The organism is Luteimonas aquatica, assembly GCF_022662575.1.
Taxonomy (GTDB): Bacteria; Pseudomonadota; Gammaproteobacteria; order Xanthomonadales; family Xanthomonadaceae; genus Luteimonas; species Luteimonas aquatica.
On the sequence record NZ_JALBFU010000042.1, the window covers coordinates 1 to 534 of the forward strand.

Below are 534 nucleotides of genomic sequence, written 5' to 3' on the forward strand. Positions count from 1 at the left end.
CGGGCGACGCCACCACGCTGGGCACGATCACGGTCACCGCGCAGAAGAAGGTCGAGAACATCCAGAAGGTGCCGATCGCGATCACCGCCTTCGGCGGCGAGGACCTGAACGACCGCAAGATCGAGACCGGCGCCGACCTGGTCACGGCCACGCCGAACGTGAGCTTCTCCAAGACCAACTTCGCCAGCTACAACTTCCAGATCCGCGGCATCGGCACGCAGGCGCTGTCGGTGACCACCGACCCGGCGGTGGCGATCAGCTTCAACAGCGCGCCGATGATCCGCAACCGCCTGTTCGAGCAGGAGTACTTCGACGTCGAACGCGTGGAGGTGCTGCGCGGCCCGCAGGGCACGCTGTACGGACGCAACGCGACCGCCGGCGTGGTCAACATGATCCCGAACATCGCCGATCCCTCGGCGTTCGCGGCCGACACCAAGGGCGAGTTCGGCAACTACAGCACGACGCGCGTCAACGCGATGGTGAACGTGCCGCTGAGCGACACCTTCGCCTTCCGCGTGGCCACGCAGTACACCA

The 534-nt window shown here is 66.3% G+C and carries 1 protein-coding gene; it reads left to right on the forward strand.

What is annotated here, in order from left to right:
- On the forward strand, positions 1-534 hold a 534-nt coding region (locus MD221_RS17430), incomplete at both ends, for a TonB-dependent receptor plug domain-containing protein (protein ID WP_242113429.1).